Genomic DNA, 24,007 nt, shown 5'->3' on the forward strand with positions numbered 1-24,007 from the left:
GCGGCTTGTGAGCGCCCGTGTTGGGCGGGCGAGTCTGTGAGCGTTCGGGTTGGCCGGCCGGAGTGGCGGCTTGTGAGCGCCCGTGTTGGGCGGGCGAGTCTGTGAGCGTTCGTGTTGGGTGGGCGGTTGTGCGGTCTGTGGGCGTGCGTGTTGGTGGTTATGGTTGCGATCTTCGGGCTAGGGATTCGTAGCCTGGGCCGACTTGTGCGGTGCCTTTCGCGTCGAAGGTCAGGGCGGGGATTGATTCGACGAGGCCGGATGCCGTTCTGGAGAGCAGGCAGATCTCGGCGATGCGTCTTCGGCCGTCTGGGCGGGTGCGAGTCAGGTGGATGACCGCGTCGAGCGCTGCGGCAAGCTGGCTGTGGACGGCTTCTCTGGTCAGGCCCGCCGCGCAGCCCAAAGCCTCCAGGCGAGGTGGTACGTCGGCCGCCGTGTTGGCGTGCAGGGTCCCGCAGCCGCCTTCGTGGCCGGTGTTCAAGGCGGCGAGCAGGTCCACCACCTCGGATCCGCGCACCTCTCCTACCACCAGGCGGTCCGGGCGCATTCTCAGCGCCTGTCTGACCAGGTCGCGTAGGCCTACGCCGCCCGCGCCCTCCAGGTTCGCCGGGCGCGTCTCCAGGCGTACCACGTGCGGGTGGAGGGGGCGTAGCTCGGCCGAGTCCTCCACGAGCAGGAGGCGTTCGCCGGGGTCCGCCAGGGAGAGCAGGGCCGACAGGAGTGTCGTTTTGCCGGTGCCCGTGCCGCCTGTCACGAGGAAGGCCAGTCTGGCGGTGACCATGGAGGTCAGGACGTGGATCGCGGATGGGGTGACCGTGCCTGCCGACACCAGGTCCGCCAGGGTGAAGGTGCGGCGTGGGGGCAGGCGCAGCGAGACGCAGGTGCCCCCGGACGCCACCGGCGGCAGCACGGCGTGCAGGCGGACGCCTCCTGCCAATCTGGCGTCGACGTACGGGGAGGCGTCGTCCAGTCGTCTGCCTGCCGCGGCCGCCAGGCGTTGGGCCAGCCGGCGGACGGCCCCATCGTCCGTGAACGTCACCGGGGTGCGGCGCAGGCCGCCACCGTCGTCTATCCACACCTCACGTGGGCCGTTGACCAGGACGTCCGTCACGTCTGGGCGGGCCAGGAGCGGCTCCAGGGGGCCTGCTCCGATCAGGTCGGCGCAGAGAGCCCTGGCGACCGCGAGGATCTCGGCGTCGCCGTATACGGATCTTTCGGCTCTGAGGGCGACCGCCACCTGGGCCGCACTTGGCTCGACGCCTGTGCGGGCCAGACGGATCCGGACGGCTTCCACCAGCTCAGGGGACACGGCCGCCTGCTCCTGATGCTCCGTGAGGCCGGGATCCCGGTGGGTCGTCGGCGGCCTCGACGCGGGGGCGGGCTGGGGCGTCCGGCTGCTTTCGAGGTGCCCGGATGTCCGTTGCCGGGAGGTGCCGGGGTGGGCGTGCGGGCTGGGCGCCGGGTGCTGCTCGGTTGCTCCGGTGGGGTGGTGAGCTCGTGGCGTCGAGGTCATGCCGGTAGGAGATCTTGCAACAGGGAGGTGCAGAGGGCACCCAGCACGGTGCGGGGACCTAGTTGGGGGAGCTCGCCCCGGTTGAGGGTGGCCGTGAGTCTTGGCTGGTCAGGCAGGATGCCGGCTGAGGGTATGCCGAGGGATCCGACCGCCGTGTCGTCGTCCAGGATTCCTGGGCGGAGGACTGCGCGAAGGTCCGAGGTGTGGTTGCGGGCTTCGCCGAGCACCTGGACGGCCGACAGGATGCCGCGTACGTCTGCCGTGGCCACCACCAACGTCGTCCTGGCTCTGCTGAGGGCTTCGATCGAGGCCGGGTCGAAGTGGCGTGGGAGGTCGACGACTATCAGGTCGAAGCCACGTCGGCCGGCTTCCAGGACCGAGCGCATGGCTGGGGATGGGATCGCCGCCACCTCTCCTCGTTGGAAGGAGAGAACGGCCAGAGCTCCGAACGACGGGAGTGCCGCCTGCAGGGCGCTGGAGTTGATCCGGCCTTCTCGGGCCACCAGGTCTCCCCACCGGGCGCCCGGTGCCTCCTCGCGGCCGAGCAGGGCGTCGATGCCGCCGCCGAGCGGGTCGGCGTCCACCAGGAGGGTGCGGAGGTGGTCGCCTGAGGCTCGCAACGCCAGACAGGCCGAGAGCACGCTCGCGCCGACTCCGCCTCGGCCGCCGACCACGCAGACGACGGAGCCTGAGCGGGGGTCGGGCTCTATGGCGTCTGCCAGACGCTCCACCAGGTGGCGTTCGTCGTCGGGGAGCGTCACCACGGCTTGGGCGCCTACGGACACGCATTTTCGCCAGGTGTCCGGGTCTTCGTGTCCTCTGGTCACGAGGAGGACCTGGTCTCGGGCGGGGGGTGATATCGCGGCTACGGCGTCTGCTTGGTCGGCGCCCACCGCTATGAGCGGGGCCAGGTTCCAGAAGGGGCGGGCGTGGGCTGGGGCGTGCGCCACGTCGAGGTGGGCGCCGGCTGCGGCCGCTATGCGGACCAGGTCGTCCAGCAGGGCCGGGTCTTCGGTGATGACCAGAGGACGGTGCACGTTGGCCTCCCTGGGGCAACGGGGGTGAGGCGTTGGGAGGTCAACTTTGCGGGAGGGGGTGCGGGTGCGGAGACGCCGAACGGGATTCTGGGGATGGTGGGTGGGGCTGTGGACACGGGTGCGGGGGTGAGTGGCGCTGTGGACACGGGCGCAGGTGGGTGGCGCTGTGGAGCCGGGATGGGTGGCGCTGTGGACACGGGTGCGGGGTGGGTGGGGCTGTGGACAGCGGTCGCGCGCGCGGAGACGGAGATCGCGTGAGACTTCCCGGTTTGTGGGAGGGGTGCGCGAAGAGCCGGGGGGACCGGTCGCGGAGCTGGGCCCAGAAGAGGGCGGAAAAGGGGCGACCCCCGCCGGGGGGGAGAGCGGGGGTCGCCTGATCGGTCCGGCTCCGGGGGGGTAGAGCCGGTCCCGTTTCAGAAGAAAGCTTTCATCACTTCACCAGAGCCTGGCAAGGGACTTGCAAAGCAATCCCTGGCGCGGTCGCTCCAGTATCGGGCGATACCCCCGTATGCTGCCCGATCGACTCGAGTTTCGTCGAGCAGCAATCTCGCATTTTCGCCAAGTTTTTTCGCCGTAGCATAACGATCACATAAAGACGATCACTCTCTGTGATCATCACAGCTTGGTAACCGACACAAGAAGGCGGTAGCCACCCGTATGTCCGAAGCCTCAGACATCGGCGGGTAAAGGTCTTGGTCCCGGGGGTTCCCATCAGCGGGAAACCGTCGTAGAAAGGGGTTACGGACCACTTGTCCGGGTGCGTCAACCAGGCACCCACGCGCGACCAGCCGCGGGAGGCGCGTCGTGACGGGCTTGACCCGTCCGACGGATAAAGGTGCACGCTTGGTAACCCGGTGTGATGCACGGCGGACGGCGTCTCATAACCGAGACGCCGTCAGCTATGTCAGTGACTCCCAACAGAGCAGCCCCTCCGCAGAGCAGCCCCTCCGCAAGTCAGCCTTCCGCAGGCGCAGCACAGCCCCGCCACGGAACAGCCCCTCCGCAGGTCAGCCCCTCTGCATTGCCTCACAGACGGCGGTCGTCTCGCGTACGCCCAGGCTTACCGCCGAGGCACACTGCCGTACCCAGCCGGTCACCCCCTCCGGCGTCCCGCTCAGATACCCCCGCAGACCGTCGGCATACGGCAGCTCCCCATGCCCCACCTCCACGGCCACCAGGGACTTCGGGTCCAGCCCATACTCCACCAGGGTCAGCCGCTCGGCCGAGCGCGCCACGATCCCGTCGGCCGTACCGAACGGGCGGAGCACGGCCAGCTCCGCGTGAACCACGGCGGCCAGCACGATCGCGGGCGCCTTCGTAGGCCGTTCGAGCAGGTGGAGCAGGGCTTCCATGCGAGCCGCCGCCTCACCGGCGCCGGGCGCGGGGCCCAGGCCGAGCGGGTCGGCGGCCTCGTCCTCCGACCGGGGGCGGCCCAGGGCGGGCTGCGGCGCGAGGCCGGCCGCCGCCACGCTGTGCAGCCGGGCGAGCACCTGCCTGGGCGCGCTGCGCCAGGTGGAGCCCAGCCGGCCCATCTCCGCCGACGCGCGCAGGGCGCCCTGGACCAGCGGGTCGTGGATCTCGTCCCGGCGCAGCGCGTCCAGGGGCACGTCGACGCCCTCGATCGCGGCCGAGGCACGGGCGCCACGCAGGGACGACTCCGTCGACACCGCCGGGCTGGCGCGGCGCAGGACACGGTGACGATAGAGCCGGTCCACAGCCTCCCGGGCCTCGTCCACCGCCTCGGAGACGCCGGGGAACTGCGCGATGACGGCCAATGGGTCACTCACGGGACCTGACCCTACCTGCGCGTACGACCCACGCGCCCAACGCCCGCCGGAACCGCCGCTATGACAACCAGTCGAGAAACCCCGACAACGGGGGGCCCATAAAGCCCTCCGCGCATTAGCCGGATATACAGAAGATAGCGTTCGCCGGCCGGCCCGATAAAATCCACCCCACCCGGGCCGGACGGTACAGACCTGTCTAGACCTCTTGTGTGGGACCGCCGTGAGCTGGTGAAGTAGGACACGACCTGTCTAATCTGGCCATAGAAGGAGCACGAAGTGGCCCCGGAGACCCCTGGCAACGAGACCCAGGCGCTGTCCAACTTGCTACAGGAGAGCCGCCGGTTCGCACCACCGGCCGCCCTGGCTGCGGCCGCGAATGTGACCGCCGCCGCGTATGGCGAGGCCGCCGCCGACCGTCTTGCCTTCTGGGAGCACGCGGCCGAGCGGCTGACCTGGGCCAGGCGGTGGGACGAGACGCTGGAGTGGAACCCGCCTTTCGCGAAGTGGTTCGTCGGCGGGCAGCTCAACGTCGCCTACAACTGCGTCGACCGCCACGTGGAAGAGGGACGCGGCGACAAGGTCGCCTACCACTGGGAAGGCGAGCCGGAGGGCGACTCCCGCACCCTCACCTACAACGACCTGAAGACCGAGGTCAGCAAGGCCGCCAACGCCCTGCACGAGCTCGGGGTCCGCAAGGGCGACCGCGTCGCCGTCTACATGCCGATGATCCCCGAGCTGCCCGTCGCGATGCTGGCCTGCGCCCGCATCGGGGCCGTGCACTCGGTGGTGTTCGGCGGGTTCTCGGCCAGCGCGCTGAAGAGCCGGATCGACGACGCCGACGCCAAGGTGGTCATCACCGCCGACGGCGGCTACCGCAGGGGCAAGCCGAGCGCGCTCAAGCCGACCGTGGACGAGGCCGTCGCCGAGTGCCCGCAGGTCGAGCACGTCCTCGTCGTACGCCGTACCGGCCAGGAGGTCGCCACCGGCGACAAGGACGTGTGGTGGCACGACATCGTCGAGCGCCAGAGCGACCAGCACACCCCGGAGCCCCACGACGCCGAGGACCCGCTGTACATCCTCTACACCAGCGGCACCACCGGTAAGCCGAAGGGCATCCTGCACACCACCGGCGGCTACCTGACGCAGACGGCCTGGACGCACCACGCGGTCTTCGACCTCAAGCCGGAGACCGACATCTACTGGTGCACGGCCGACATCGGCTGGGTGACCGGACACTCCTACATCGTGTACGGCCCCCTGGCCAACGGCGCCACCAGCGTCATCTACGAGGGCACCCCCGACACCCCACATCGGGGCCGGTTCTGGGAGATCGTGCAGAAGTACAAGATCACGATTCTCTACACGGCGCCCACGGCGATCCGGACGTTCATGAAGTGGGGCGACGACATCCCCGCCAAGTACGACATGTCCAGCCTGCGCATCCTGGGCTCCGTCGGCGAGCCGATCAACCCCGAGGCGTACGTCTGGTACCGCGAGCACATCGGCCACGAGCGCTGCCCGGTCGTCGACACCTGGTGGCAGACCGAGACCGGCGCCATCATGATCAGCCCGCTGCCCGGCGTCACCTCCGGCAAGCCGGGCGCCGCCATGCGCCCGCTGCCCGGCATCGTCGCCGACGTGGTCGACGACCAGGGCAACAGCGTCCCCAACGGCGGCGGCGGCTTCCTCGTGGTCCGCGAGCCCTGGCCGGCCATGTTGCGCACGATCTGGGGCGACGACCAGCGCTACATCGACACTTACTGGAGCCGGTTCGACGGGATGTACTTCCCCGGTGACGGCGCCAAGAAGGACGAGGACGGCGACCTGTGGCTGCTCGGCCGCGTGGACGACGTCATGCTGGTCTCCGGCCACAACATCTCCACCACGGAGGTGGAGAGCGCGCTGGTCAGCCACCCGAAGGTGGCCGAGGCGGCCGTGGTCGGCGCGACCGACCCGGTGACCGGCCAGGCCATCGTGTCGTTCGTGATCCTGCGCGGCAGCGCGGAGGAGGGCGACGACATCGGCGCCGAGCTGCGTGACCACGTGGCCAAGGCGCTCGGCCCGATCGCCAAGCCGCGGCAGATCCTGGTGGTGCCCGAGCTGCCCAAGACCCGCTCCGGCAAGATCATGCGCCGCCTTCTGCGCGACGTGGCCGAGAACCGCAGCATCGGCGACGTCACCACCCTGGCCGACAGCACGGTGATGAACCTCATCTCCGACAAGCTGCCGTCGGCCAAGTCCGAAGACTGACCCAAAAGGGGCGTATGTCCATATATTGGGATATACGCCCCATGCTGACGTAGGTGTGCCGGGAAGTCTGGTCGGCGTGACGTAAGCGCATGCCGACCAGAGGAGCCCCGTGCAGAGCCAGAAGACCGAGAAGTGGCCGTTTCCCGCAAAGAGCCGCTATGCCCGCGCCCTCGCCGAGGCCCTGCGCACCGAGACCATCGGCGGCGTCATCATGCTCGCCGCCACGGTGGCCGCGCTGATCTGGGCGAACGTCTCCAGCGACGGCTACGACGCGCTGCGCGAGACCTCGATCGGCCCGCTGGAGCTGTACAAGTGGGCGCAGAACGGCCTGCTGACGATCTTCTTCTTCGTGGCGGGGCTGGAGGTCAAGGAGGAGTTCGTCCACGGCGAGCTGTCCAACCCGCGCAAGGCGGCCCTCCCGATCATCGCCTCCCTGGCCGGCATGGTGGTCCCGGCCCTGGTCTTCCTCATAGTGAGCTGGGGAGCCGAGGGCGCCGCCCGGGGCTGGGCCATCCCGACGGCCACCGACATCGCGTTCGCGCTGGCCGTCCTGGCCGTGACCGCCGGCGCGATGCCGGCGGCGCTGCGCGCGTTCCTGCTGACCTGCGCGGTCGTGGACGACCTCGGCGCGATCACGATCATCGCCGCCTTCTACACCGAGCACCTCGACCTCCTCATGCTCCTGCTGAGCGCCGCCCTGATCGCCGCGTACGGCCTGCTGCAGCTCAAGAACGTCACCACCCCCTGGCTGCTCGTACCCCTGGCCCTGGCCGCCTGGTGCGCGGCCGAGGCGAGCGGCGTGCACCCCACGGTCGCCGGAGTGGCGCTCGGCCTGCTCACCCGGGTACGCGCGCGAGCGGACGAGGAGCGCTCCCCCGCGGAGGCGGCCGACCACTACCTCCGCCCGATCTCGGCGGGCCTGGCGGTGCCGGTGTTCGCGTTCCTGTCAGCGGGGGTGAAACTGAGCGGATCAAGCCTCAGCGCTATCTTGGCCGATCGGGTAGTTCTGGGAGTGATTGCGGGGCTCGTGCTCGGGAAGTTCATCGGCGTGTTCGGCGGCGCCTGGCTGTCCGTACGGCTCGGCCTCGCGAAACTGTCGGAAGAGCTTCACTGGCAGGACATGGCGGCGGTGTCGTCGCTGGCCGGGGTCGGGTTCACGGTGTCACTGCTGATCGGCGATCTGGCGTACGGCGACGACCGTCAGCGCGCCGAAGCCGTCACCACCGGGATCCTCGCGGCCAGCCTCATCGCGTCGGTCCTGGCGGCGGTCCTGCTTCGCATACGGGTACGCAAGCGCCATACGGCGCTGGATGATGTTTGACACGGCCACCAGGCCTCGATAGGAGACGTTCATGCCGCAGACTCCCGAGGAAGAATCCCTGGGCTCGCTGGTCGCCCAGGCGAGCAGTCACATCTCGGACCTGGTCCGCTCGGAGATCGAGCTGGCCAAGGCCGAGTTCAGGTTCGACGCCAAGCGGGTCGGCATGGCCGGCGGCCTGTTCGCCGCCGCCGCCTTCATGGCTCATCTGTGCCTGATCCTCGCCTCGTTCGCCATCGCCTACGTGCTGGCCCAGTGGCTGCCCACCTGGGCGGCCTTCCTCATCGTGACCGTGTTCTACCTGCTGGTCGCGGGGCTGCTGGTGTTCATCGGGATCCGGCGGCTGAAGGGCCTGGCCGGGATGAGGCGCACGGCCAGGTCGATCAAGGGGCTCAAGGAGATCGCCAACCCCGACGAGCCGGCGCTGCCCGCGGTCCGATCCGATGGCGTGCCGGTGACCCGCGATGGCGCCTGACGAGTCCGTCGTACAGATCGAGGGCCCCTGGACCCACCGCACCGTGCACGCGGGGGGCACCCGCTTCCACGTCGTCGAGGCGGGCGAGGGGCCGCTGGTGCTGCTGCTGCACGGGTTCCCGCAGTTCTGGTGGACGTGGCGGCACCAGCTCGTCTCGCTGCCCGCGGCCGGTTACCGGGCGGTCGCGGTCGATCTGCGCGGCTACGGCGGCAGCGACAAGCCGCCGCGCGGCTACGACCTCCCCACGCTGGCCGCCGACGCGACGGGGCTGATCAGGGCGCTGGGCGAGACCGGGGCGATCGTGGTCGGGCACGACTGGGGCGGGCTGCTCGCCTGGACGATGGCCGTGCTCGACCCCAAGTGCGTCCACCGGCTGGTCCCCGTGTCGGCTCCGCATCCGCTGCGGCTGCGCACCTCGTTCCTGACCGACCTGTCGGGCCAGCTCAGGGCCAGCGTCGCGGCGCTCGGCTACCAGGTGCCGCTGCTCCCGGAGCGCCGGCTCACGCGCCGCGACGCCTCGCTGGTGGGCAGGATGCTCGACGAGTGGTCGCGGCCTGGCTGGCCGGAACGGGAGACGTCCGAGACCTACCGCGAGGCGTTCGGCATCCCGGCCGTGGCGCACTGCGCGCTGGAGTATCACCGCTGGTTCGGCCGCTCCCAGCTCCGCCCCGACGGCCGCCGTTACGCCAGGGCCATGCGCACCGAGGTCGAGGCCCCGACGCTGCACCTGCACGGAGCGCTCGACCCGCGCGTGTTGCCGCGCACGGCCCAGGGGTCGAGCCGCCACGTGGCGGCTCCCTACCGGTGGCGGCTGTTCGAGGGCGCCGGCCACTTCCCCCACGAGGAGATTCCCGACGTGTTCGACACCGAGTTGCTCGGCTGGCTGGCCGATCCGGAGCCCGACCGATGAGAGACCGCGATCCCGAGGGCAGGCCGCGCAACGCCAGGCCGCGCGACGCGTACGGCAGGCCGCTCCCCTACGGCGCCCCCGGTGTGCCCAGGGTCCCCGACGACTACGCCCCCACCACCGAGCAGGCCCTCGCCGACGGCCGCCGGTTCCTGCGCGAGGGCATGCCGTTCCACGCGCACGAGGTGTTCGAGGGCCGCTGGAAGTGCGCGCCGGAGGACGAGCGGGAGTTGTGGCAGGGCCTGGCGCAGATCTGCGTCGGGCTCACCCACCTCCAGCGCGGCAACGGGCGCGGCGCGCTGATCCTCTTCGGCCGCGGGGCCGCCAGGGCGCAAGGGTACGGCGGCGCGTACGACGCGGTCGGCAAGGCCGCCTCCGGCCTGAACCAGGACAGCGACCCCGCCGAGTCGATCGCCCTGATCCTCGGCAAACTGCCCGGCTAGTCGCACTCCTGGGTGCCGGCCCGCGAGGTGTCGTTGCGGCCGGCGGCGGCGTCGGGGGCGACCTCCTCGGCCGTCAGGACGTAGCCGGTCTCCTTCTCGTTGACCGCGGCGGCGAAGATCACGCCGTAGACGCGGCCGTCCACCGTGAGCAGGGGACCGCCCGAGTTGCCCGGCAGGACCTGCCCGCGGACCGCGTAGACCTTCCGCGTGACGGTGCTCGCGCGGTAGATGTCGGGGCCCTCGGCGTCGAGCTTGCCGCCGATCCTGGCGGGCTCCGCGGTGAACCCCTTGCCCTTGGGGAACCCGGCGATGATCGCGTTGTCGCCCCGCCCGCCCTCGCCGTCGAAGGCGAGCTGCGGCAGGGCCAGCCCGGGCACGTAGAGGATGGCGATGTCGCGGCGCGGGTTGTAACGCACGACGGTGGCGTTGTGGCGCGTGTTGGTGGAGTCGATGACCTGCAGGTCACGCGTCACTCCGGCGACCACGTGGGCGTTGGTCATGATCCGGCCGGGGGCGTAGACGAAGCCGGTGCCCTCGATGTGCTTGTTGCAGCTTCCCGCGTCGCCCTGCACCTTGACGATCGCCAGCCGGGCCCGGCTCAGCTTGGCGCCCTGCAACACGCTCTGGTCCGGCGGCGGCACGTCGATGAGCTGGCCGGCGCCGATGGCGTCGAAGACCGGCGGGAACTCCGAGCGGTCGATGAACTTCTTGAACGGTTGTTGCCAGTTGCGCGCGGCCTGCGGGATCGCGTCGTCGACCGTGGTCAGCAGCGCGGAGTTCTTCACCTGGTCGACCAGCGGGGAGAACGCCGTGGAGACGATCAGCGACCCGATCAGCCAGGCGATCACCAGCACCGACAGCGCGCTGGCGAACGTGCCGCCGACCGCGTCGGCCACCTTGGCGGGCTCCCACGTGACGTGGCTGCGCACGACCGCGCCGATGGTGGACGAGGCGAACTGCCCGATGGTGGCGGCCAGGAACACGATGACGATCGCGAGCAGCGCCTGCGGCGTGTCGCCGCTGACCACGGCCTTGGAGATCGGGGGCGCGATGAAAACGCCGAGTACGGCTCCGCCCACGAACCCCACGAAGCTCATCGCCCCGATGATGAAGCCCTGCCGGTAGCCCGAGACGCCGAAGGCGATCACGAGGCCGATCAGAATGAGGTCAAGCAGATCACCGCGCACGCTTCAAAGGTAACCAGCGATTCGGTCAAGTGTGCACGTCTTCCGCCAGGACGGCGTCACTCCCCTGGCTACCTTGGCGCTATGCCGCCGGCCGAGGGAACAGTGCGGGATCTCATCGACGCAGCTCTGCGCGACATCGATCCTGACGGGCCGCTGCGCTGGCACGTGATCTCCGTGCTGCGCCAGCGGGGCGACCTGGAGTCGTTCATCGAGGCGCGCCGGCTGTGCGCCGCGGACTCCGTCGAGGAGCGGCTGCTCGGCGTGGACATCATGGGCATGCTGGGGGCGTTCGTGGACCGTTCGCTGCCGGTGCTGCGCTACCTGGCCGCCAGCGAGGACGACGCCATGGTGCTCTACTCGGTGCTGATCGCGTTCGGGCATCTGGGCGACCCGCGGTCGCTGCCGTCCGTGATCGATCTGGCGGGCCACATCGACGCCAGGGTCAGGTACGGCGCCGCGTACGCGCTGCAGCACGTGCTCGGCGACCCGCCGGACCGGGCCGGGCTGGAGACGCTGCGCAAGCTGGCGGCCGACAGCGACGCGGACGTGGCCGGCTGGGCCGCGCTCGGCGTGGCACTGCGCTCGGCCCGCTGACCGCGCTCGGCCCGCAGACCGCGCTCGGCGTGGCACCGCGCTCGCACCCGCCAGCCGCGCGACGGCTCAGCCGCGGGCGGCGAGGTTGACGACGTCGGGGGGCAGTTCCTCGATCCGCGTGGGATCCCACGGCCGTTCGAGGCCGCCGGCGCGCAGCACGCTGTCCAGCACCATCGCCGTGAACCCCCACACCAGCATCCCCCGCACCCGGAACGCGGGCCCCGCCATGCCGGTCGGGTGCCGCAACATGATCCGGTTGACGGGGTCGACCAGCTCCGCGATGGGCACCCGCTCGACGGACTCGACCTCGTCGGGCGAGGCCGCGTGGACCGCGCACGGCTCGCGCCACCAGGCGACCACGGGCGTGACCCGGTTGTCGCTGTAGGTGAGGTAGAGCTCGGACATCGTGCCCAGGACGTGGACGCCGTCCGGCTGGACCCCGGTCTCCTCCTCGGCCTCGCGCAGCGCCGCCCCGATCGGGCCGCCGTCCTCGGGATCGACGCCACCGCCGGGGAACGCGGGCTGTCCGGCGTGCCTGCGCCCGCGGGTGCTGCGCTGGATGAGCAGCACGTCAGGCCCGAGCGGCCCGTCGCCGAAGAGCATGAGCACCGCCGCCGCCCGCCCGCCGCCGGCCGGTGGTCGCAGGTGCCGGGGGACACGGATGCGCTGAGCCTGCGCCGCCAGTCTGTCGAGCCAGTCGGGCACTTGGTTCACGCATCCTCCAACACGCCTGGGTGCCGATCACTTCCCCGGTTCAGGAGAAGGGGCCGGATCGGACGATCTTCGCGGCCTCTTCCCGGCCGGTGGGGCCGGTGCCGTACGACGGGCAGAGGGCGGCCAGCGGGCAGACCCCGCACGCCGGGCGCCGGGCGTGGCAGATGCGGCGGCCGTGCCAGATCACCCGGTGCGAGAAGATCGTCCACTCGCGTCTGGGCAGCAGCCCGGCCACGACGTGCTCGATCTTGACCGGATCGCTCTCCTGGGTCCAGCCGAAGCGCCGCACCAGCCGCTGGAAGTGCGTGTCGACGGTGAGCCCCGGCACGCCGAACGCGTTGCCGAGCACCACGTTGGCCGTCTTGCGGCCGACCCCGGGCAGCGTGACCAGGTCTTTCAGCTTGCCGGGCACCTCGCCGCCGTAGCGCTCGCAGACCGCCTGCGCCATGCCGACGATGTTGTTGGTCTTCGCGCGGAAGAAGCCGGTCGAGCGGATGATTCCTTCCATCTCGGACCGGTCGGCGGCGGCGTAGTCCTCCACCGTCGGATATTTCGTGAACAGGGTGGGGGTCACCATGTTGACCCGCTTGTCGGTGCACTGGGCGGACAGGATGGTCGCGACCAGGAGCTCGAGCGGGTTGCCGAAGTCGAGCTCGCAGTGGGCGTCCGGGTAGGTCTCCGCGAGGATCCGGTTGATCTTGCGCGCCCGCCGCACCAGGGCGAGCTGGGACTCCGGCTTGCGCTCCGCCGCGTTGGTGGCCATGTCGAAAGAGTAGAAGCTCCGGCGAACGGTTGAACCCCGGACGGCCTCGCTCGCGTACAACCTGGCGGCATGGGAGGCGGTCACCATGGGCGGTCAGGGCGCGGCGCTGTCGGAGTTCATCCGCAACGGAGGGCCGCTGAGCGGCCGGCCGCTGCATCATCTCGCCGTGAGCTGCCTGGCCGCGCTGGCCAGGCTGCACGCGCACGGCACCGCGGGGCTGCGGCTCAGCCCGGAGAGCGTGGCGCTCGGCCGGCGGGGGCAGGTGCTCATCGGCTGGCAGACGGACCAGCGGGGCGCCGAGGCGGAGGACGTACGGGCCTGGGCCGATCTGGTGGTGTTCGCGGCCACCGGCGCCAGGGACGGCGACCCGGTCGTGCTGCCTCCCGCGCTGCGGATCGCGGTGGCGCAGTGCCGCAACCCGGACCCCGCGACGCGCCCGGAGGCGGTGGACGTTCTCCGGGTCCTGCTCAACAGGTCCGTGGCGGCCGCGGTGGCCTCTGTGGACGGCCTGCTGTCAGGGGTGGACCAGCGCGTCGGGTAACTTTCCCCCTGAATGCGTCTCATCCCTCACGAACACGGACGAGCCCTGAGCACTCCGGCATTCCCATAGCCTGTGTGTGCCACCCGGAGTGGGGTGAGTCACAATGGCAGCAGAGGAGGCAGAGTGAACACCGAAGACGTGCTGGGCAAGGCCCCCCTGTTCGCCGCGCTGGATCGTGAGAGCGCCGCGGCGCTGCGTACGAGCATCACCGAGGTCCAGCTCTCCAAGGGACAGACGCTCTTCCACGAGAACGAGACCGGCGACAGGCTCTACGTGGTGCTGGAAGGCAAGATCAAACTTTCCCGCACGTCGCCGGACGGGCGGGAAAACCTGCTCAGCGTGCTCGGGCCGAGCGAGATGTTCGGCGAGTTGTCGCTGTTCGATCCGCGGCCGCGCACGGCCACGGCGACCGCGCTGACCGACGTGCGGCTGGCCGGGCTCGGCCACGACGACCTGCGGCCCTGGCTGACCGGCCGTCCCGAGGTGGCCCTCCATCTGCTGCGCGCGCTGGCCCAGCGGTTGCGCCGCACCAACGACGTGCTGGCCGACCTGGTCTTCACCGACGTCCCTGGCCGGGTCGCCAAGCAGCTGCTCGACCTGGCCGAGCGGTTCGGCACCAGGGCCGAGGACGGCCTGCGGGTGCACCACGACCTCACCCAGGAGGAGCTGGCCCAGCTCGTGGGCGCCTCGCGGGAGACGGTCAACAAGGCGCTGGCCGACTTCGCCCAGCGCGGCTGGCTGCGCATCGAGGCCAAGGCCGTGGTGATCCTCGACATGGACCGGCTCTACAACCGGTCCAGATAGTCGAGCTGCGCCAGCACCGACATCTCGGCGGCCGGCCAGAGAGAGCGGTCGACGTCCGCGTACACCACCCGGACGATCTCGCGTGACGTGCGCGCGCCCTGCTCGCGGGCCGCCCTGATCTGGTCGAGCCGCTCGCGCCGGTGCGCGATGTAGCCGTCGAGCGCGCCGACCGGGTCGGGCAGCACCGGGCCGTGGCCGGGCAGCAGCGCCCGCGCCCCCAGGCCCTCCGCCGCCGCTCTGAGCCGGTCGAGGCTGCGCAGATAGTCGGCCAGCCCGCCGTCGCGGGCGATGATCGTGGTGCCCCTGCCGAGCACGGTGTCACCGGTCAGCATCGCGTGGTCCTGCGGCAGCCAGAAGCAGAGCGAGTCGAACGAGTGGCCCGGCGTGCCGTACACGTGGATCTCCAGCCCGTTCACGGTCACCACGTCACCGTCGGCGAGCCCCTCGCCGCCGAGCCTGTGCCGCGGGTCCAGGGCCCGCACGGGCGCCTTCACCATCGCGGCGAAGCGCCGGGCGCCGCCGCTGTGGTCGAAGTGGCCGTGGGTCAGCAGGATCTCGGTGACGTCGCGCTCTTCGAGGTGGTCGCGCACCCGGCGCAGATGCGACTCGTCCTCGGGCCCGGGATCGACGACGACCACCTGGTCGCCCGCGCCGATCACCCAGGTGTTGGTGCCGTCGAGGGTCATGATCGACGGGTTGGGGGCGAGCAGGCTCTCCGCGTGGTCGGTGCGGGACCCGTCCGGCGTGCCGATCGGGATGTGCAGGCCGCTCATGTGGTCACCAGCCGCATCTCACCCTCGATCTCCACGACTCTGGGCAGAATGGTGACGATCTCCCTGCGCGTGGCCAGGACCTCGCTCAGGCTGCCGCAGGCCGCCAGTTCGGTCAGCGTCTGGTACGTCGGCGGCATCAGGAAGATCTCCCCCTTGCGCGCCAGCTCCAGCGCGTCGGCCGGGCGTTTCCAGTCGACGTGGTCGGCCTCGCCGCCGACGTCGCGGGTGCGCTGGCCCTCGGGGAGCACGGCGGCGAAGAAGCGGGTGTCGAAGCGCCTGCGCTCCAGCTCGGGCGTGATCCAGTGGGCCCAGGGCTTGAGCAGGTCGGAGCGGAGCACCAGGCCGCGCCGGGCGAGGAAGTCGGCGAAGGCGAGGCTCCGGTCGATCAGGGCGAGCCTGTCGGCCTCCCAGTCGTCCCCTGTCGTGTCGGCGACCACGGACTCGGGGCCGGGACCCGCCAGCAGCACGCCGGACTCCTCGAACGTCTCGCGCACGGCCGCGCACACCAGCCCGCGCGCCAGCCGTTCGCTCGCCTTGAAGGTCCGGCCCCACTCCGACGGGGACGGCCCCGCCCACGCGACGGCCTGGTCGGTGTCGCGGGCGTCGACGGAGCCGCCGGGGAAGACGTACGCGCCCGCCGCGAAGGCCATCGTGGACTTGCGCCGCAGCAGATAGACCTCCGGGCCCTCGCGCAGGACCACCACGGTGGCGGCGTCGCGCGCGGGCACCGGCGCCACCCGGCCGGCGTTTATGTCCCGTGCCCGCGCGGCGAGCTCCTCTGGAAGCGGAAATCCGGTCACATGACCTCCTCTAGAACATCACTCGGTCATGGTGACATATCCCCGCTCAGCCGACTTCGACGATCAACTCCACTTCGACGGACGCGTTCAGCGGCAGCGCGGCCACGCCCACGGCGCTGCGCGCGTGCTTGCCCTCATCCCCGAACACCTCGGCCAGCAGGTCGCTGGCGCCGTTGGCCACCTGCGGCTGCTCGAAGAAGTCGGGGGCGCTGGAGACGAACACCACGACCTTGACGATCCGCCGCACCCTGGACAGCTCGCCCAGCTCGGCCTTCAGCGCCGCGAGCGCGTTGAGCACGCAGATGCGGGCCTCGGCCCGGCCCTCGTCGACGCCCAGGTCGACGCCGAGCTTGCCGGTCTGGTGCAGCTTGCCTTCGAGCATCGGCACCTGGCCCGAGGTGTAGACCAGGTCGCCGGTGCGGACGGTGGGCACGTAGGAGGCCAGCGGCGTGACGGGCTTGGGCAGCGTGAACCCGAGCTCCTCGATCTTCTGCTCGGGGGTCACTGCTTCTCCTTCTTGAAGTAGGCGACGAGCTGCTCCGGTGTGGCGCCCTGCACGACCTGGACGAGCTCCCAGCCGGCGGAGCCGAAGTTGTCCAGGATCATCTTGGTGTTGTGGATGAGCAAGGGCGCAGTCAGATACTCCCATTTCTTCATGCAGGCCAGCGTAGGCGCTAAGAACCGCAGCCTGTGCTGCACCGCTGAACGCGGCGCAACATAAGGGCTATCTCTGGTGCACCGCTGAACGCGGAGCGCACGCGAGTGTGAGCAATCTCAAAGGGTGGTCGTCGGCTTTCTACAAGTGACCGTTCGGTAACCTCGAAACGTGGACTCTCCGGACACGGATTGGACCGACGTGCGGCTGCACGTCGTCACCGGCAAGGGCGGCACCGGCAAGACGACGGTCGCCGCCGCGCTCGCCCTCGCCCTGGCCTCGGGCGGCCGTAAGGTGCTGCTCGTCGAGGTGGAGGGCAGGCAGGGCATCGCGCAGATCTTCGACCTGCCGCCGCTGCCCTACGAGGAGCGCAAGATCGCCGTGGCGCCGTCGGGCGGCGACGTGTACGCGCTGGCCATCGACCCCGAGGAGGCCATGCTCGAATACATGGAGATGTTCTACGGGATGCGCAGGGCCGGCCGGGCGCTCACCAAGATGGGCATCGTCGACTTCGCGACCACCGTCGCCCCCGGCTTCCGCGACGTCCTGGTCACCGGCAAGACCACCGAGGCGGTGCGCAGGCGGTCCAGGAACGGCCGCAGGGTCTACGACGCGGTCGTGCTCGACGCGCCGCCCACGGGCCGCATCACGCGCTTCCTGAACGTCACCCAGGAGGTGGCGGGACTGGCCAAGGTCGGGCCGATCAAGAACCACTCCGAGCTGGTCAACGGAGTCGTGAAATCTCCCGAGACGGCTGTGCACTTCGTCACACTGCTGGAGGAGATGCCGGTCCAGGAAACGCTCGACGGAATCTCCGATGTGCGTTCCGCCGGGCTGCCCGCTGGTTGCGTTTTCATCAACATGGTGCGTGAATCACTGCTCCCGCAAGCCGCTCTTGACACGGCTGTCAAGGGCCGCTTCGACGTGGCCGAGCTCGTACTCGGGCTCAAGGCGGCCGGAGTGGCCGACGGCGCGGAGGCGACGGCGGTGGCCGAGGCACTCGGCGAGGAGATCGTCGAGCACGCCCGCCGCACCGAGCTGGAGGAGACCGAGCGGGAGTCGCTGGCCGCGGCGGGGCTGCCGGGCTACGAGCTGCCGCTGCTGGCCGACGGCGTGGACCTGGCCGGCCTGTACGAGCTCGCAGAGAGCATCCGCACCCGGGGAGCAGCGTGAAGAAGACCGCCAGACTCGACATCGACGCGATCCTCGACGACCAGGGCACCAGGATCGTCGTCTGCTGCGGCGCCGGCGGCGTGGGCAAGACCACCACGGCGGCGGCGCTGGGGTTGCGGGCCGCCGAGCGCGGCCGGTGCGCGGTCGTGCTGACCGTCGACCCCGCCAGGCGGCTGGCCCAGTCGATGGGCCTGACCGAGCTCGACAACACCCCGCGCCTGATCAGCTCGCCCGAGGGCGGCGGCCAGCTCTTCGCCATGATGCTCGACATGAAGCGCACGTTCGACGAGATCATCGAGGCGCACGCCGACCCGGCGCGGGCCCGCCAGATCCTGTCGAACCCCTTCTACCAGTCCCTCTCCTCCAGCTTCTCCGGCACCCAGGAGTACATGGCCATGGAGAAGCTGGGCCAGCTCCGCCGCTCGGACGAGTGGGACCTGATCATCGTGGACACGCCGCCGTCCCGGTCGGCGCTCGACTTCCTCGACGCTCCCGAGCGGCTCGGGCGCTTCCTCGACGGCCGGTTCATCAAGTTGCTGACGGCGCCGGCCAAGGTCGGAGGACGCAGCGCGTTCCGGTTGCTGAACGCCGGGTTCGGGCTGATGGCCGGGGCGATGACCAAGCTGCTCGGCGCACAGGTGATCAAGGATCTGCAGACGTTCGTGTCCGCGCTGGACGCCGTGTTCGGCGGGTTCCGGCAGCGGGCCGAGATGACGTACAAGTTGCTGCAGGCCCCCGGCACGGCCTTCCTCGTGGTGGCCGCGCCCGAGCGCGACGCGATGCGCGAGGCGTCCTACTTCGTCGAGCGGCTCGCCGAGGAGCGCATGCCGCTGGCGGGGCTGGTGGTCAACCGGGTGCACGTGGCGCCCGCCAGCCGGCTCTCAGCGGCACGCAGCGCCGCCGCCGCGGAGGAGCTGGAGTCGAAGGGTGAGCATGAGCTGACCGCCGCCGTGCTGCGGCTGCACGCCGGGCGGATGCAGCTCACCGCCCGCGAAAGCCGCGAGCAGGAGCATTTCTTCTCGGCTCATCCCACCGTGCCCGTCGCACAGGTGCGCGCCATGTCCGAGGACGTCCATGATCTGTCTGGTTTGCGGGAGATCGGCGAGCTGCTGGCGAGCGCATAAAGGAAGTACGGCCGGCGGTCGGTGCCGGCCGTACTTCGCTCGCCAGGCCGGTGTCAGCCGGCGATCAGCTCGTTGGTCCGTTCGTACTCTTCCTTTGCGGACTCGAGCAGGTCTCGCCACGAGTCCACGTCGGGCCGCCGTCGAAGCAGCGCACGTCGTTCCCGTTCCGTCATACCGCCCCACACCCCGAACTCGATGCGATTGTCCAGCGCATCGGCGAGGCATTCGGTACGGACCGGGCAACCCCGGCAGATGAGCTTCGCTCTGTTCTGCGCGGCGCCCTGCACGAACAGGGCATCCGGATCCGCACCCTTACAGGCGGCACGGGAGGTCCAATCCGTGATCCACATTTTCGACCCCACTCCCCTTAGGTGGTCAGTCGTCATTTGGGGCCGACGGGCGCGGGCGCCGAGCCTCCGTATTCAGTTGCCGCAGAGGAGAACGTACGCAACTACACGTTCGGGCCGACAGACCCCAGAGGACCAATTTCTCGCAGCAGTCTTGACCGGGAATGACTAGTCACCCCCGCCAGTCAAGGCGAAATGGTGTCGTGCTACCGATTCGGCCAGTGTTTCGACGTACCCTTGGTACCGTGCAAGCTCAGCGCAAAGATCGCTCCAACCCCGTCCTGAACGTCCTGCGTCTGGTGATCGCGGGCGCGGTGGCCGGGGTGCTCGCAGCCGCTGTGGCCCTTCCCGCGGTCGGCGGGGCCGGAGTGTCGGCGAAGAGCGCGATGGTGGAGCTCAACCTCAAGCCCGAAGAGCTCGACGAACCCCCGCTGCCGGAGCGCACTCTGCTGAGAGACGCCAACGGCAAACAGATCGCGCAGTTCTACTACGAGAACCGCCAGTCCGTCCGGCTTGACCAGGTGTCCGAGGTCATGCAGACGGCGCTGATCTCGATCGAGGACTTCCGTTACCGCGAGCACGGGGCGATCGACGTTGAGGGAACGGCCAGGGCACTCATCAAGAATGTCACGAGCGGCGGCGTCATGCAGGGTGGTTCGTCGATCACCCAGCAGTACGTGAAGCAGGTCCTGCTCAACAAGGCCGAGACACCCGAGGAGCAGCAGGCCGCCATCGCGCCCACGCTCTCGCGCAAGCTGTCCGAGCTGCGCTACGCCTTGGCCATCGAGAAGAAGTACAGCAAGAACGACATTCTCGAGAAATATCTCAACATCGCCTACTTCGGCGCGGGCGCGCACGGCATCCAGGCCGCGGCCAAACGTTTCTTCGACAAGCCGGCCTCCGAGCTCAACCTCGTCGAGGCCGCCACGCTGGCCGGCGCCGTCCAGAACCCGGCGCGCACCGACCCCAACGTGGGCCCCGAGTCGCGGGAGCGGCTGCTGGAGCGGCGCAACATCGTGCTCGACCGGATGGCCCAGCTGACGAAGATCACTTATCAGGAGGCCGCCGCCGCCAAGGCGAAGAAGCTGGGCTACAAGGACGTGAAGTTCCCCGGCGGCTGCGAGGCCAGCAAGTTCCCGTACTTCTGCCTCTACGTGCAGTACGAGATCCTCAGCAACGAGGAGTTCGGCAAGAACCCCGACGAGCGCAGGAAGCTGCTCCAGCGGGGCGGTCTGGAGATCAAGACCACGATCGACCCGAAGATGCAGGCCGCCGCCGAGAAGGCGATCAAGAAGTACGTCTCCACCAAGGACAAGCCCGTGGCCTCGCAGGCCATGGTCGTTCCCGGCACCGGCGAGATCAAGGCGATGGCGGCCTCGCGGAAGTTCGGCGGGAGCAAGAAGAAGAACGAGATGAGCTACAACATCGTGGCCGACGCGGCGCACGGTGGCGGGCGCGGGTTCCAGCAGGGCTCGACGGCCAAGGTCTACACGCTGGCCACCGCCTTGGAGGAGGGCCTGAAGTACGGCGACGGCTTCCCGGCGCCCGCGGGCTACACCGCCAACGGCTACAGCGCGTTCAAGAACTGCAAGGGCCAGAACGTCGGCGACCCGTCACACACCGTCCGCAACTCCAGCGAGGGCGGCGGCGGCTTCAAGACGCTGGAGAGCGGCACCTGGGGCTCGGTGAACACGTTCTTCGTCCGGCTTGAGGAGAAGGTCGGGCTCTGCAGCGTGGTCAAGATGGCCAAGAAGCTCGGGGTCAAGCGGGCCGACGGGCAGAAGTTGTCGGAAGTGGAGACGTTCACGCTGGGCGTCAACGAGGTCGATCCGGTGACGATCGCCAGCTCGTACGCGGTGTTCGCCTCGCGCGGCCAATACTGCAAGCCGCTGGCCATCACCGAGATCAAGGACCGCAACGGCAAGGCCAAGCAGTACAAGCCCAAGTGCTCGCAGGTTCTGGAGGAGGAGGTCGCCGACGCGGTCAGCGGCATCCTGTCCGGGGTGTTCACCAAGGGCACCATGACCGAGGTCGGGGGCATCGGGCGGGACGCGGCGGGCAAGACGGGCACGACCGACAACTACATGTCGGCCTGGTTCGCCGGTTACACGCCGAACATGTCCTCAGCCGTCAGCCTCGGCGACCCGCGCGGCACCTCGGCGCACAAACTGATCGGCATCACGATCGGCGGGCGGCACTACCCGTACGTGTACGGGGCGTCCATCTCCGGGCGCATCTGGAAGGACGCCATGATGTCGGCGCTGAAGGGGGTCGAACCGACCGAGTTCAGGCCGGTGGACCGGTCGCGGTTCGGCGGGTGCACCGACAACTGCGCGCCGAAGCCCAAGAAGAAGAAGGGCGAGGACGAGCCGGGCAATCCGTTCGACATCTTCGATCCGCCGGGGAATGGCGACGACAGAGGCGGGGACGGGCCGCCCGGTGACGGGCCCGGCGACGGGCGCGGGCGCGGCGGAGACGCCGGGCCGATCACGCCCGCCGACGACTGACCCCGCCGTTTCCTACGCTGAGGCCGTGCCCTTCGGACGCTGAGGCCCTGCTGCACGGGGCTGAGAGCCGCTTTCCCGGCCGCTGGAGCCTCCGCCCGCAGGCGGAGGCTCAAAGCCTCCACGACGCGCTCTGTGGCCTTTCAGGGACGCGCCATTGCCTTTCCGGGCAACCGCAACTTCCTAGCCCCACAGCGCTTGCTCTCGGAAGAGAGGAACTCAGGAGGCGAGGCGGGCGCGGACGATGGCCGCCACCCGGCCTCCCTCGGCCCGCCCGGCGACCTTCGGGTTGACCACCTTCATGACCTGGCCCATGGCCTGCGGCCCGGACGCGCCCGTCTCGGCGATGGCCTCGTCGACCAGCGCGCCCAGCTCCTCGTCGGAGAGCTGCGCCGGCAGGTATTCCTCCAGCACGGCCTGCTCGTCCAGCTCCGCCTGCGCCTGCTCGGCCCGCCCGGCGCTGCCGAACGCCTCGGCCGCCTCGCGCCGCTTCTTGGCCTCCTTGGCGAGCACCTTGACGACCTCGTCGTCGGTCAGCTCCCTGGCGGTCTTGCCGGCGACCTCCTCGACGTTCACGGCGGCCAGTGCCATGCGGATCGTCCGGAGACGTAGCTCGTCCCGGCCTTTCAGCGAAGCCGTCAGATCGGCCTTCAGCTTGTCCTTCAATGCGCTCATGCGGTCCATCTTGCCGTCTTGCCGTCTGCACGGACGCCTCGTGCCCGATGTCGGGCATCATGAGTACGTGAGGAAAGCCGTCGCAGTGCCCCTGTCCATGCTCGGTCTCGGCCTGGCCGGGCTGGGTTACGCCTCCGTCGTGGAGCGCAACTGGTTCCGCCTGCGCCGCTTCGACGTACCGGTGCTGGAGCACGGACAGCGCCCGGTGCGCATCCTGCACCTGTCGGACCTGCACCTGACGCCACGCCGGACGATGCTGATCAACTGGGTTCGCTCCCTGAGCGCCCTGGAGCCCGACCTGGTCGTCAACACCGGCGACTCCATCGCGCACCCGGAGGCCGTCCCGTCCCTCCTGCACGCCCTGGAGCCGCTGCTGTCGCGCCCGGGCCTGTTCGTCTACGGCTCCAACGACCTCTACGCGCCCAAGCCCAAAAACCCGGTCCGCTACCTCTGGCGCACCTCCAAGAACGACCGCCGCCAGCACGTCCCCACGCTGCCGTGGGAGGAGCTCGGCGCCGGCATGGCCGCCGAAGGCTGGCTCGACATGAACAACACCACCGCCCGCATCAAGGTGGGCGATCTGGACGTGGCGGTGGCCGGCATCCACGACTCCCACATCTCCCGCGACCGCTACGACCTCGTGGCGGGCCCCGCGCCGGCGGACGCCGACCTCCGGCTGGGCGTCATGCACTCCCCCGAGCCGCGCAACATGACCCGCTTCGCCGCGGACGGCTACCAGTTCCTGCTGGCCGGCCACACGCACGGCGGCCAGCTCTGCATCCCCTTCTACGGCGCCCTGGTGACCAACTGCGGCATCGACCGGGCCCGGGTCAAGGGGCTGAGCAGGCACGACAGCGCCTGGCTGCACGTCTCCGCCGGCCTCGGCACCTCGCCGTACGCTCCTGCCCGTTTCGCCTGCTTCCCTGAGGCTTCGCTCCTTACGCTCGTTCCCCGCCGTTAACGCGGTCACAACCACCTTTGGAGTCCGCTAGACTTTCCTAGCACGCTGAGGACGGCGTGCACCGGGGTGTAGCGCAGCTTGGCAGCGCGCTTCGTTCGGGACGAAGAGGCCGTGGGTTCAAATCCCGCCACCCCGACCCAGAAGTTTCAGGTCAAGGGCCTGATCGCTAGAGACAGCGATCAGGCCCTTGATCATTTGACCGTCGGTCTGAACGGCGCCAAGGGCCACTCGCGAGTTCAAACGAGTTCTCCTGGACACCATGATCACCAGCCTCTGGCCAACAACCATCGGACCACAGTTCAAACCACGGGAATGACCGCCTTGGCCGCAACACCCAGGGTCGCTTTCTCGGATGGCCGGCACTGCTTCGTGCGGGATCCGTGCGAACGAGCCGACGGGGATGGTGGTATCCGGTTGGCCTGGCGCGGGATACGACGACGGACGAGGGCTTCACGGTGACGGGGTGCGTGCCTGCCACTGCTGGAACAACCAGGTGTGCCACGCCAGCGTGGCGGCGAGCGCGATGGCGTCTCGCTCCTGGGCGTAGGGTGTCCGTGGCCATGTAAAAGTGGCTCTGGCACAAAGATCGTGATGCGGTCACATTGAGTGAGCTATGCCAGCAGGACGCGCTTGCGGAGTAGGTCAAGGTTCGCGCGGCCGAACAT

24 protein-coding genes and 1 tRNA gene are annotated in these 24,007 nt (G+C 69.8%); 13 read left to right on the forward strand and 12 right to left on the reverse strand.

What is annotated here, in order from left to right; all coding sequences use genetic code 11:
• Positions 1-157 precede the first annotated feature (157 nt).
• The 3 genes from ACWD0F_RS46360 to ACWD0F_RS46370 all read right to left on the reverse strand — a co-directional run bounded on the left by ACWD0F_RS46360 (position 158) and on the right by ACWD0F_RS46370 (position 4,334).
• Positions 158-1,306 carry a TadA family conjugal transfer-associated ATPase gene (locus ACWD0F_RS46360; protein ID WP_449888716.1) on the reverse strand — a complete coding sequence of 383 codons (1,149 nt, stop codon included), beginning with the start codon at positions 1,304-1,306 and terminating at the stop codon, positions 158-160.
• Between the two features lie 200 nt (positions 1,307-1,506).
• Entirely contained in the window at positions 1,507-2,547 is a 1,041-nt protein-coding gene (gene ssd / locus ACWD0F_RS46365; protein ID WP_449888680.1) for a septum site-determining protein Ssd, read from the reverse strand.
• A gap of 1,007 nt (positions 2,548-3,554) precedes the next feature.
• On the reverse strand, positions 3,555-4,334 hold the full coding sequence (locus ACWD0F_RS46370; protein ID WP_449888682.1) for an oxidoreductase: 780 nt from the start codon (positions 4,332-4,334) through the stop codon (positions 3,555-3,557).
• Between the two features lie 276 nt (positions 4,335-4,610).
• On the opposite strand from ACWD0F_RS46370, the gene acs reads away from it, so the two are divergent.
• From acs to ACWD0F_RS46395, 5 genes are all read left to right on the forward strand, one after another.
• Positions 4,611-6,584: an acetate--CoA ligase gene (acs, locus tag ACWD0F_RS46375; RefSeq protein ID WP_449888684.1), complete on the forward strand. Its 1,974-nt coding sequence runs from the start codon at positions 4,611-4,613 to the stop codon at positions 6,582-6,584.
• A 109-nt stretch (positions 6,585-6,693) separates the two neighbouring features.
• A complete protein-coding gene (gene nhaA, locus ACWD0F_RS46380; RefSeq protein ID WP_449888686.1) occupies positions 6,694-7,905 on the forward strand; it encodes a Na+/H+ antiporter NhaA in 1,212 nt (403 codons plus the stop codon).
• A gap of 31 nt (positions 7,906-7,936) precedes the next feature.
• Positions 7,937-8,377: a phage holin family protein gene (locus ACWD0F_RS46385; RefSeq protein WP_449888688.1), complete on the forward strand. Its 441-nt coding sequence runs from the start codon at positions 7,937-7,939 to the stop codon at positions 8,375-8,377.
• Positions 8,367-9,287, forward strand: coding sequence for an alpha/beta fold hydrolase (locus ACWD0F_RS46390; RefSeq protein WP_449888690.1), 921 nt, complete (start codon positions 8,367-8,369; stop codon positions 9,285-9,287). Before ACWD0F_RS46385 ends, ACWD0F_RS46390 begins: the two co-directional genes overlap by 11 nt.
• Positions 9,284-9,727, forward strand: coding sequence for a DUF309 domain-containing protein (locus tag ACWD0F_RS46395; protein WP_449888692.1), 444 nt, complete (start codon positions 9,284-9,286; stop codon positions 9,725-9,727). The genes ACWD0F_RS46390 and ACWD0F_RS46395 overlap by 4 nt, the downstream gene beginning before the upstream one ends.
• Here the strand turns inward: ACWD0F_RS46395 and ACWD0F_RS46400 are convergent.
• On the reverse strand, positions 9,724-10,914 hold the full coding sequence (locus ACWD0F_RS46400; RefSeq protein ID WP_449888693.1) for a MarP family serine protease: 1,191 nt from the start codon (positions 10,912-10,914) through the stop codon (positions 9,724-9,726). The two genes, ACWD0F_RS46395 and ACWD0F_RS46400, sit on opposite strands and share 4 nt — an antisense overlap.
• Before the next feature lie 81 nt (positions 10,915-10,995).
• Here ACWD0F_RS46400 and ACWD0F_RS46405 point away from each other — a divergent pair, with 81 nt between their 5' ends.
• Positions 10,996-11,508: a HEAT repeat domain-containing protein gene (locus tag ACWD0F_RS46405; protein ID WP_449888695.1), complete on the forward strand. Its 513-nt coding sequence runs from the start codon at positions 10,996-10,998 to the stop codon at positions 11,506-11,508.
• 66 nt (positions 11,509-11,574) lie between these two features.
• Here ACWD0F_RS46405 and ACWD0F_RS46410 read toward each other — a convergent pair whose 3' ends face one another.
• The gene (locus ACWD0F_RS46410) at positions 11,575-12,222 is read right to left on the reverse strand and encodes an NUDIX hydrolase (protein WP_449888697.1); all 648 of its coding nucleotides are present in this window, start codon (positions 12,220-12,222) and stop codon (positions 11,575-11,577) included.
• A gap of 40 nt (positions 12,223-12,262) precedes the next feature.
• Complete coding sequence (gene nth, locus ACWD0F_RS46415; RefSeq protein WP_449888699.1) at positions 12,263-12,985, reverse strand: endonuclease III; 723 nt, start codon at positions 12,983-12,985, stop codon at positions 12,263-12,265.
• Between the two features lie 85 nt (positions 12,986-13,070).
• Between nth and ACWD0F_RS46420 the strand changes: the two genes are divergently transcribed.
• Both ACWD0F_RS46420 and ACWD0F_RS46425 read left to right on the forward strand, forming a co-directional pair.
• Positions 13,071-13,526: a hypothetical protein gene (locus tag ACWD0F_RS46420; protein ID WP_449888701.1), complete on the forward strand. Its 456-nt coding sequence runs from the start codon at positions 13,071-13,073 to the stop codon at positions 13,524-13,526.
• A 123-nt stretch (positions 13,527-13,649) separates the two neighbouring features.
• Entirely contained in the window at positions 13,650-14,330 is a 681-nt protein-coding gene (locus tag ACWD0F_RS46425; protein WP_449888702.1) for a Crp/Fnr family transcriptional regulator, read from the forward strand.
• On the opposite strand, the gene ACWD0F_RS46430 is transcribed toward ACWD0F_RS46425, so the two are convergent.
• The 4 genes from ACWD0F_RS46430 to ACWD0F_RS46445 are packed head-to-tail and all read right to left on the reverse strand — an operon-like array spanning position 14,312 to position 16,560.
• Entirely contained in the window at positions 14,312-15,103 is a 792-nt protein-coding gene (locus tag ACWD0F_RS46430; RefSeq protein ID WP_449888704.1) for an MBL fold metallo-hydrolase, read from the reverse strand. The genes ACWD0F_RS46425 and ACWD0F_RS46430 overlap by 19 nt on opposite strands.
• Entirely contained in the window at positions 15,100-15,903 is an 804-nt protein-coding gene (locus ACWD0F_RS46435) for an NUDIX hydrolase (RefSeq protein ID WP_449888705.1), read from the reverse strand. The genes ACWD0F_RS46430 and ACWD0F_RS46435 overlap by 4 nt, the downstream gene beginning before the upstream one ends.
• A 46-nt stretch (positions 15,904-15,949) precedes the next feature.
• Positions 15,950-16,408: a RidA family protein gene (locus ACWD0F_RS46440; RefSeq protein ID WP_449888706.1), complete on the reverse strand. Its 459-nt coding sequence runs from the start codon at positions 16,406-16,408 to the stop codon at positions 15,950-15,952.
• On the reverse strand, positions 16,405-16,560 hold the full coding sequence (locus tag ACWD0F_RS46445) for a hypothetical protein (protein ID WP_449888707.1): 156 nt from the start codon (positions 16,558-16,560) through the stop codon (positions 16,405-16,407). The genes ACWD0F_RS46440 and ACWD0F_RS46445 overlap by 4 nt, the downstream gene beginning before the upstream one ends.
• Before the next feature lie 169 nt (positions 16,561-16,729).
• Here ACWD0F_RS46445 and ACWD0F_RS46450 point away from each other — a divergent pair, with 169 nt between their 5' ends.
• Positions 16,730-17,731, forward strand: a complete 1,002-nt coding sequence (locus ACWD0F_RS46450) for an ArsA-related P-loop ATPase (RefSeq protein ID WP_449888708.1) — start codon at positions 16,730-16,732, stop codon at positions 17,729-17,731.
• A complete protein-coding gene (locus tag ACWD0F_RS46455; RefSeq protein ID WP_449888709.1) occupies positions 17,728-18,855 on the forward strand; it encodes an ArsA family ATPase in 1,128 nt (375 codons plus the stop codon). The genes ACWD0F_RS46450 and ACWD0F_RS46455 overlap by 4 nt, the downstream gene beginning before the upstream one ends.
• Before the next feature lie 53 nt (positions 18,856-18,908).
• On the opposite strand, the gene ACWD0F_RS46460 is transcribed toward ACWD0F_RS46455, so the two are convergent.
• Complete coding sequence (locus ACWD0F_RS46460; RefSeq protein WP_090771382.1) at positions 18,909-19,205, reverse strand: WhiB family transcriptional regulator; 297 nt, start codon at positions 19,203-19,205, stop codon at positions 18,909-18,911.
• A 242-nt stretch (positions 19,206-19,447) separates the two neighbouring features.
• On the opposite strand from ACWD0F_RS46460, the gene ACWD0F_RS46465 reads away from it, so the two are divergent.
• Positions 19,448-21,709 (forward strand): transglycosylase domain-containing protein, encoded by a 2,262-nt coding sequence (locus ACWD0F_RS46465; protein ID WP_449888711.1) that lies wholly within the window; start codon positions 19,448-19,450, stop codon positions 21,707-21,709.
• 216 nt (positions 21,710-21,925) lie between these two features.
• Here ACWD0F_RS46465 and ACWD0F_RS46470 read toward each other — a convergent pair whose 3' ends face one another.
• Positions 21,926-22,381, reverse strand: coding sequence for a GatB/YqeY domain-containing protein (locus ACWD0F_RS46470; RefSeq protein ID WP_449888712.1), 456 nt, complete (start codon positions 22,379-22,381; stop codon positions 21,926-21,928).
• A 97-nt stretch (positions 22,382-22,478) separates the two neighbouring features.
• Between ACWD0F_RS46470 and ACWD0F_RS46475 the strand changes: the two genes are divergently transcribed.
• Together ACWD0F_RS46475 and ACWD0F_RS46480 are read left to right on the forward strand one after the other, a co-directional pair.
• Positions 22,479-23,342: a metallophosphoesterase gene (locus ACWD0F_RS46475; protein ID WP_449888718.1), complete on the forward strand. Its 864-nt coding sequence runs from the start codon at positions 22,479-22,481 to the stop codon at positions 23,340-23,342.
• 62 nt (positions 23,343-23,404) lie between these two features.
• A tRNA-Pro gene (locus ACWD0F_RS46480) sits at positions 23,405-23,478 on the forward strand.
• Positions 23,479-24,007: the final 529 nt, after the last annotated feature.

The organism is Nonomuraea sp. NPDC002799 (assembly GCF_053592075.1).

What these genes read in the sequence shown, in the direction of transcription:
- ACWD0F_RS46390 (WP_449888690.1), top strand. Translation starts at nt 8,367, where the DNA reads ATGGCGCCTGACGAGTCCGTCGTACAGATCGAGGGCCCCTGGACCCAC.
- ACWD0F_RS46470 (WP_449888712.1), bottom strand. Translation starts at nt 22,381, where the DNA reads ATGAGCGCATTGAAGGACAAGCTGAAGGCCGATCTGACGGCTTCGCTG.
- ACWD0F_RS46405 (WP_449888695.1), top strand. Translation starts at nt 10,996, where the DNA reads ATGCCGCCGGCCGAGGGAACAGTGCGGGATCTCATCGACGCAGCTCTG.
- ACWD0F_RS46430 (WP_449888704.1), bottom strand. Translation starts at nt 15,103, where the DNA reads ATGAGCGGCCTGCACATCCCGATCGGCACGCCGGACGGGTCCCGCACC.
- ACWD0F_RS46395 (WP_449888692.1), top strand. Translation starts at nt 9,284, where the DNA reads ATGAGAGACCGCGATCCCGAGGGCAGGCCGCGCAACGCCAGGCCGCGC.
- ACWD0F_RS46385 (WP_449888688.1), top strand. Translation starts at nt 7,937, where the DNA reads ATGCCGCAGACTCCCGAGGAAGAATCCCTGGGCTCGCTGGTCGCCCAG.
- ACWD0F_RS46420 (WP_449888701.1), top strand. Translation starts at nt 13,071, where the DNA reads ATGGGCGGTCAGGGCGCGGCGCTGTCGGAGTTCATCCGCAACGGAGGG.
- ACWD0F_RS46460 (WP_090771382.1), bottom strand. Translation starts at nt 19,205, where the DNA reads ATGTGGATCACGGATTGGACCTCCCGTGCCGCCTGTAAGGGTGCGGAT.
- nth (WP_449888699.1), bottom strand. Translation starts at nt 12,985, where the DNA reads ATGGCCACCAACGCGGCGGAGCGCAAGCCGGAGTCCCAGCTCGCCCTG.
- ACWD0F_RS46445 (WP_449888707.1), bottom strand. Translation starts at nt 16,560, where the DNA reads ATGAAGAAATGGGAGTATCTGACTGCGCCCTTGCTCATCCACAACACC.
- ACWD0F_RS46475 (WP_449888718.1), top strand. Translation starts at nt 22,479, where the DNA reads ATGCTCGGTCTCGGCCTGGCCGGGCTGGGTTACGCCTCCGTCGTGGAG.